Origin of the sequence: Polynucleobacter sp. 31A-FELB, assembly GCF_018882405.1 — a bacterium.
Lineage (GTDB): Bacteria > Pseudomonadota > Gammaproteobacteria > Burkholderiales > Burkholderiaceae > Polynucleobacter.
The window spans coordinates 43,700-50,599 of record NZ_JACVOO010000017.1 but is presented as its reverse complement, the minus strand read 5'-3'; the positions used below and the strand labels follow the sequence as shown (position 1 = coordinate 50,599).

The 6,900-nt window shown below is 46.5% G+C and carries 9 protein-coding genes; 2 read left to right on the top strand and 7 right to left on the bottom strand.

What is annotated here, in order from left to right:
* Window positions 1-284 (top strand): IS3 family transposase (locus ICN30_RS09825; RefSeq protein WP_216275279.1); only part of this gene is annotated, 284 nt, incomplete at its 5' end.
* A gap of 62 nt (window positions 285-346) precedes the next feature.
* On the opposite strand, the gene adk is transcribed toward ICN30_RS09825, so the two are convergent.
* From adk to ICN30_RS09795, 6 genes are all read right to left on the bottom strand, one after another.
* Window positions 347-1,012 (bottom strand): adenylate kinase, encoded by a 666-nt coding sequence (adk, locus tag ICN30_RS09820; protein ID WP_216275277.1) that lies wholly within the window; start codon window positions 1,010-1,012, stop codon window positions 347-349.
* Window positions 1,013-1,116: 104 nt separating this feature from the next.
* Window positions 1,117-1,866: a 3-deoxy-manno-octulosonate cytidylyltransferase gene (gene kdsB, locus ICN30_RS09815; protein ID WP_216275287.1), complete on the bottom strand. Its 750-nt coding sequence runs from the start codon at window positions 1,864-1,866 to the stop codon at window positions 1,117-1,119.
* 31 nt (window positions 1,867-1,897) lie between these two features.
* Entirely contained in the window at window positions 1,898-2,077 is a 180-nt protein-coding gene (locus tag ICN30_RS09810) for a Trm112 family protein (protein ID WP_216275275.1), read from the bottom strand.
* 19 nt (window positions 2,078-2,096) lie between these two features.
* Window positions 2,097-3,188, bottom strand: coding sequence for a tetraacyldisaccharide 4'-kinase (gene lpxK / locus ICN30_RS09805; protein WP_216275273.1), 1,092 nt, complete (start codon window positions 3,186-3,188; stop codon window positions 2,097-2,099).
* 41 nt (window positions 3,189-3,229) lie between these two features.
* The gene (locus ICN30_RS09800) at window positions 3,230-3,676 is read right to left on the bottom strand and encodes a biopolymer transporter ExbD (protein WP_216275271.1); all 447 of its coding nucleotides are present in this window, start codon (window positions 3,674-3,676) and stop codon (window positions 3,230-3,232) included.
* A complete protein-coding gene (locus tag ICN30_RS09795) occupies window positions 3,673-4,299 on the bottom strand; it encodes a MotA/TolQ/ExbB proton channel family protein (protein ID WP_216275269.1) in 627 nt (208 codons plus the stop codon). The genes ICN30_RS09800 and ICN30_RS09795 overlap by 4 nt, the downstream gene beginning before the upstream one ends.
* 314 nt (window positions 4,300-4,613) lie before the next feature.
* Here ICN30_RS09795 and xseA point away from each other — a divergent pair, with 314 nt between their 5' ends.
* On the top strand, window positions 4,614-5,843 hold the full coding sequence (xseA, locus tag ICN30_RS09790; protein WP_216275267.1) for an exodeoxyribonuclease VII large subunit: 1,230 nt from the start codon (window positions 4,614-4,616) through the stop codon (window positions 5,841-5,843).
* A 2-nt stretch (window positions 5,844-5,845) separates the two neighbouring features.
* Here the strand turns inward: xseA and murB are convergent, their stop codons facing one another.
* On the bottom strand, window positions 5,846-6,886 hold the full coding sequence (gene murB / locus ICN30_RS09785) for a UDP-N-acetylmuramate dehydrogenase (protein WP_216275265.1): 1,041 nt from the start codon (window positions 6,884-6,886) through the stop codon (window positions 5,846-5,848).
* Window positions 6,887-6,900: the final 14 nt, after the last annotated feature.

Below are 6,900 nucleotides of genomic sequence, written 5' to 3'. Positions count from 1 at the left end.
AGGGCTGGCAATACCAGATGGGGATTTATCAAAAAGAATTACACAAGCAAGGCATTACTCAGAGTATGTCTAGAAAAGGTAATTGCTTAGATAACGCGGTGATGGAAAACTGGTTTGGGATTATGAAAACAGAGTTCTTCTACCAAAAGAAGTTTGATGATGTCCAAACATTTAAAACTGAGTTAAAGGAATATATCCACTACTACAACCATGATCGGATCAAGCAAAAACTAAAGGGATTGAGCCCGGTGCAATACCGAACTCAATCCCTTCTGCTAACCTAATAAAACTGTCCAACTTTTGTGGGTCAGTTCAATGCAGTCCTTTTTGCTTTTGCGGAAAGAAATTATTTCAGTACCGCAAAAATAGAAGCGGTAATGTCATCAACACTACCTGTACCACTGACCTTGCGATAGGCCGGAGCTTTTACTTTGTCAGCCGCATTGCTTTGAGTTGCCCAAGTTGAGTAGTACTCCACTAGTGGGCGAGTTTGATCGTTGTATACCTGCAAACGCTTGCGCACAGTTTCTTCTTTGTCGTCATCACGCTGAATTAAGGCTTCGCCAGTGACATCATCTTTACCCTCAACTTTTGGTGGGTTGAAAGTGACGTGATAAGTGCGACCTGAAGCTGGGTGAACGCGACGACCGCTCATGCGATCAATGATGGCATCAAATGGTACATCGATTTCGAGAACGTAATCGATTGGCACGCCAGCATCCTTCATGGCTTGTGCTTGGGGAATGGTCCTTGGAAAGCCGTCAAACAAATAACCCTTACTGCAATCTGGCTGAGTTAAGCGATCTTTTACTAAGCCAATAATGATGTCGTCGGAAACCAGTCCACCGGCATCCATAATTTTTTTAGCAGCAATGCCAAGTTCAGTTCCAGCTTTAACGGCAGCGCGCAACATGTCGCCTGTCGAGATTTGTGGAATAGCAAATTTTTCGCAAATGAACTGAGCCTGTGTTCCTTTGCCAGCACCTGGTGCACCGAGCAGAATCAACCGCATTGTTTTCCCCTTAGAAGACCATCATTGTCCCGTATTTTTTCGGGATCCTGTGTAACCAATTCCTAGGATTATCCCCGAGAACGTTTTGGCAACCAGATTCTGGGCTAGCTGGCCAAGATGCGGCGGACCCGCTCGAGGTCTTCGGCTGTATCAACCCCGGCTGGTGGGGCTTTGCTGGCCGTGTGGACTGCAATACGGTAGCCATTCCAGAGGGCGCGGAGCTGCTCTAGTGCCTCCGCCTGCTCAGGGGGTGCTGGCTCAAGACGGGTATAGGCCTGCAGAAAGTCGGCCCGGTAGGCATAGATGCCTAAATGGCGTAAGTGGGTAACAGGCCGATCAGAGTCTGGATCCCGCACAAACGGAATAGTGGCTCTAGAGAAGTAGAGCGCCTCAGCAGAGCGATTCAGAACCACCTTAACAACATTGGGGTTCATGATTTCTGCTTCATCTGTAATGGGTACGGCAACCGTTGAAATTGCGCATGCAGCATTGTCAGCCAAAGTTTGGGCAACTTGATTGATTAATTCTGGGGGGATGAGAGGCTCATCGCCTTGCACATTGACCACCAAAGTATCTGCTGGAAGTTTCAACAGTTGGGCAACCTCTGCAATACGGTCTGTGCCAGTAGGGTGATCTGCACTAGTTAACAAACACTCAATACGATGTTCATCACACGCTGCTTGAATTTCTGGTGAGTCTGTTGCAACTACAACGCTTTGAGCATTTGACTGCTGTGCACGCTCGGCCACACGAATTACCATGGGTTTTCCGCCGATATCAGCGAGCGGCTTGCGAGGTAGGCGAGTTGATCCCAGTCTTGCAGGAATTACCACTAAAAACTCTGGAGGCTTCATGCTCATGTACTGGATTTCACCTGATCAATGGTTAATTAATTTCATCAGCGGAAAGACTGCGGGCTTCATCAACAATCATGACGGGAATGTCATTTCGAATGGGGTAAGCCAAACGATCCGCTTTGCAGATGAGCTCATGTTTTTCTGTATTTAAATGCAAAGTACTTTTGCACAAAGGGCAGACCAAAATCTCTAATAATCGCTTGTCCATATTTGATCTTTACTATTTCTTATAAGGTGTATTGATTTGGATCGGGTCTTTGCAAAATCGATTGCAACCATTCTGCCAATGTATTTGAAATCTCTAAACTCATCGGAACTACCCAAATTCGTTCGTCCTGTATTGAGGTGCATTTTACGGCATCCTTCTCGGTAATCAGGATGCACTCAGCATGGATGGCAGAGAAAAATTCCGGGCTGTAGCTGGCGTGATCCGCTAAACCAATGCATTTGCCAGCAATTCCCTGCTTTAGTAAGTCATCAAAAAAGCGTTGTGGGTTACCAATTGCAGCGACAGCAGTAATCTTGTTTGGAAGATAGGTGTCTGCAATGGAAGATAGGGATTGTGTATTGCTTGGATTATTTAGTTGATAGGGTGTGCCCAATTGGCTGCCCAGTGTGAAAGCGCGTCGCCCTAAAAAATATTCATCTATGTGATTGGAGGGAGATATAGGCCCAGTCATTAAAGTGGCATCTCGCTCGCGAGATGCAGGTTCACGTAAGGGGCCAGCAGGCAGCAAGAAGCCATTGCCCTCGCCACGTTGATCACGCACTACAAATTCAATATCACGACCCCCTTCGCGAGCAGGCCAACGTAGCAGGCTTCGATGCTGTAAGCCATCATCACTGATGATGACGTTCACCGAAGGATCTTGTTTCAACATAGACCGAATGCTCAGGGTCCGTTTGGGGTGGATCCAAATCGGAAACTGATTGTCTGTTCGCTTAGCAATTAAGACGGGTTCATCACCAACTTCTGCAGGATTGGAACCACTTTTTACTTGGCGGGGTGCGCTTAATGCAGATGCGCCATAACCTCTACTAATAATTCCGGGTTTCCAACCCATGCGTGCGAGTTGCTCAGCTAAGGCAATGACGATGGGAGTTTTACCGGTGCCACCAACGCGGATATTGCCAACAATAATGATTGGGACTGACGCTGGTTTGGGTCTTCCCAGGTTCAGATCATTTACCAAATCTAAGCCTTGATTTACCCAACCGTAAATCTTAGATAAAGGCCAGAGGATGAGGCTAGTTGGCCCACGCCTTTCCCAAAACCGGGGAGCCTTATTAAAGAAAGAAGATTTTTTTGGCGATGACATTAAGGGCGATTTGTTTTGCTCAATGCTTCTAGTATGTTGGATTATTTCTTGGTAGTTTGACTGCTAAATACGATATTGGCTAGGTTGGCATCACGCGCTGCCTCTAGTGCACTCATAACTGCCTGGTGAGGGGCTTTAGCATCCGCATCAATATTGACTTGGATAGCATTGTCTTTGTTCAGTGCATTGAGGCTGTTGCTCAGCTGGCTTCGGTCAGTTACCCGGCCGTTAATGGCAAAGCGTCCATCACGACTGACTGCAATATGAATTTGTTTTACCTCCGACTGGCTTACTGCGCCATTGGCAGTGGGTAGGGTGATCGCTAGCTCTTGGTAACGGGTAAAGGTAGTGGAGATCATTAAAAAGATCAGCACTACTAACAGCACATCAATAAAAGGAATGAGGTTGATCTCCGGCTCTACTGAAGATGTATGCATTCCTAATGAAAATTGACCGCGATGCTGAAGCTTATTTTCTAGCCAACTCATTTTGTATCCGCAGAGTATGGATAGAGTTTTTTAAATAATTGACGGGTAAATTCTTCGCACTCATGTTGGCGTTGATTTGCCATTGCACGCAGACCGCGCCATGCGGCCAATGCAGGAATTGCAATTAGTAAACCAAAAGCTGTGTTGTACAGAGCAATAGAGATGCCATGCGCCAATTGTTGAGGACTGCCGACGCCCTGACTGCCAAAGATTTCAATCATGCCGACAACGGTCCCAAACAGTCCCAAGAGGGGTGCAACGGTTGCGATGGTTGCCAAGACGCCAAGATAGCGCTCTAGCTTTAGCCAAGCAGATTGAGCATTGGCTTGTAATTCTTCTAAAGCAGAGTCTGCAGAGCTGCCAGAGACTTTTTCATGAAGGATGCATGCAAAGAGGCCGCCTACAGGGGAAAGTTGGCCCAGAGCGCTAATTTCAGGTTCTGGGACTGTTTTTTGCTGGGAAATGGCATTTGCCAGTCCAAATACCGTTTCCAGACTATCTTTCGGGAATATGTGAATTTGGCGCAAATACCAAGCGCGCTCAATGACAATAGCGAGGCCAATTATGGAGATGAGAAGAAGGGGCCAGATGGGCCAACCAGCAGACAGTAAGATTGAGTACATAAGCTCAGTACTTTAGCTGAATTAAAAATGGGTTTTCACAAAGACATCCTGTGGATAACTCTGTGCAAAACTTTTTAGAAAATCTGTTGTAAGTCCTTGATTGATGGTAATAGCAGTCTATTTTATGGGATTTAGCCTAAAATAGAGTTTAAAAATTTATGATATAAATCAACAAGATACAGAGAATATGTTGGTTTTATGAGACGTTTTGGGTCAGTAATTACTTACTTATAGGGCTTAGACTTAGGGCGAATAAGCTTCTGTGGATATTTATTGGCCGCAAGAGCTGATGCCGGTATAGAAAAAGAGAAAAAATGTCGGAAATATCAAGAGAAATCCTCAGTGTTGGCGATCTAAACCGCGCCATTGCGAGCTCTTTGGAGGAGCGCTTCGATACCGTTTGGGTTAGCGGGGAGATTTCCAATTTCAAGGCCTATGACAGTGGGCATTGGTATTTCTCCTTGAAGGATGAAGAGGGGCAGATTCGCTGCGTGATGTTCCGCGGTCGTAATGGGCAGGTTGGATTTATGCCTCAATCTGGAGATTTGGTAGAAGTCGCCGCTAATCTCGGTTTCTATGTCCCGCGTGGAGACATTCAGCTGACAGTCCAAAGCATGCGCCGTGCTGGCATGGGCGGTCTCTATGAAGCTTTTTTAAAGCTGAAGGCCAAACTCGCCAAAGAGGGCTTATTTGATGCTGAGAATAAGCGCCCCATCCCAACCCATCCGAGAGCGATTGGCATCATTACTTCACCACAGGCAGCAGCCTTAAAGGATGTGCTGAGTACATTAGCTAGAAGAGCGCCGCACATACCCATTGTGATTTACCCAACATTAGTCCAAGGGCCAGAAGCACCGGCTGGAATTATTTCTGCACTGAAGGCTGCCGAAAAGGAAAATGCTGTTGATGTCATTTTGCTAGTTAGGGGTGGTGGCAGCATTGAAGACCTTTGGGCATTTAATGACGAGAATTTAGCTTATGCAATTGCGCAATCACCCATTCCAATCGTGAGTGGGGTTGGGCATGAAACCGATGTCACGATTGCTGATTTTGTTGCTGATTTGCGTGCACCAACTCCTACGGGCGCGGCAGAATTAGCGGCGCCTCGACGCGATCAAATGCTGCAAGAGTTAGATGCCATCATGCAAGCATTGCTGCAAAGAGTTAGTCAGCGAGTAGAGCGCGAAGCGCAAACCTTAGATCAACTGGCCTTGCGTCTTAGTCATGCCCTACCGAATCCCGACCGTATGCGTGAGCAAATTAGTGGTTGGCAGAAGCGACTGAATCAAGCATGGTTGGTTAGGGTTGAAAATTGGAAACGTGACCAAGGCCACTTCCAGTCCCAACTTGAAATGCTCAACCCACAAAGAACTCTAGAGCGTGGCTATGCAGTGATTCTGAGTAATCAAGCAAACTCGAAGGAGGGGCAGACTATGCATGCTGTGCGCAATCCAAATGAGCTCAATACAGAGAATGCATTTCAGGTACGCTTGGCCGAAGGTCAAGTAGAGGTTGAGTTTGCTAAGCTTGAATTGCCGAAATAAAGCTACAGAATATTTGGCTCAATCTCGAGTTGCACGCCAAATTTACCCAATACTTCTTCTTGAATATTTTTTGCTAGATTGAGGATATCGGTCGATGTCCCGTCACCATGATTCACTAGCACTAGCGCTTGTTTTTCATAAACGCCAACAGGACCAATGCGCTTGCCCTTAAAGCCACATTGATCGATGAGCCAGCCTGCAGCTAGTTTGCGCATACCAGGAGCGTCGGGATAAGAAACCAGGTTTGGGAATTTCTCAATCAATTGCTCGTATTGCTCGGTGTCGATAATCGGGTTCTGGAAAAAACTTCCAGCATTGCCAATGTCTTTGGGGTCTGGCAATTTTTTAGATCGGATAGTACATACCGTATCAAAAATTTGCTTTGCACTTGGGCTTGAGTTTGGCTCAGAAAATTGTTTTGCTAGATCGGCATACTGTAATCGTGCCCGCCAAGATTTTGGGATTTTAAAAACGACCTTTGTCACGATAAATCGATTGGGATTTTGCTTGAAGTAGCTATCGCGATAAGCAAACTGGCATGCCTCTTGTGGGAGAGTGACAAAGGCATGGGCCGCAGAATCAAATGCTTCGATACTGTCGATATATTCCCCAACTTCAACGCCGTATGCACCAATATTTTGAATCGGTGCTGCACCAACCGTTCCTGGGATTAAGGCAAGGTTTTCCAGGCCCGGTAAGTCTTTCTCTAGGGTCCAGGAAACCAATTCATGCCAATTAACGCCGGCGCCCACTGAGAGCCAGGTATTGCTGTCATCCGATTTAATAAGCTCTTGACCGAGAATATTAATTAGCAGAGTTGCTCCTGGCAAAGACTCCGGAAGAATCACATTGCTTCCGCCGCCTAATACACGCCAGCCAAGTTTTTTATCCCCAAGCTCTTTCATGAGGGCTGGCAACTGATTCGCGGATGTGATCTCGTAACCCAATTCGGCCGTGGAATCTAAGCCAAAGCTATTCCGGTGCTTGAGCCCCAAATTGAGGGTCAATTTTGCTGGTTTGGGCGCATTTTTCGCGGAGTTCATGCCACAATCTTATT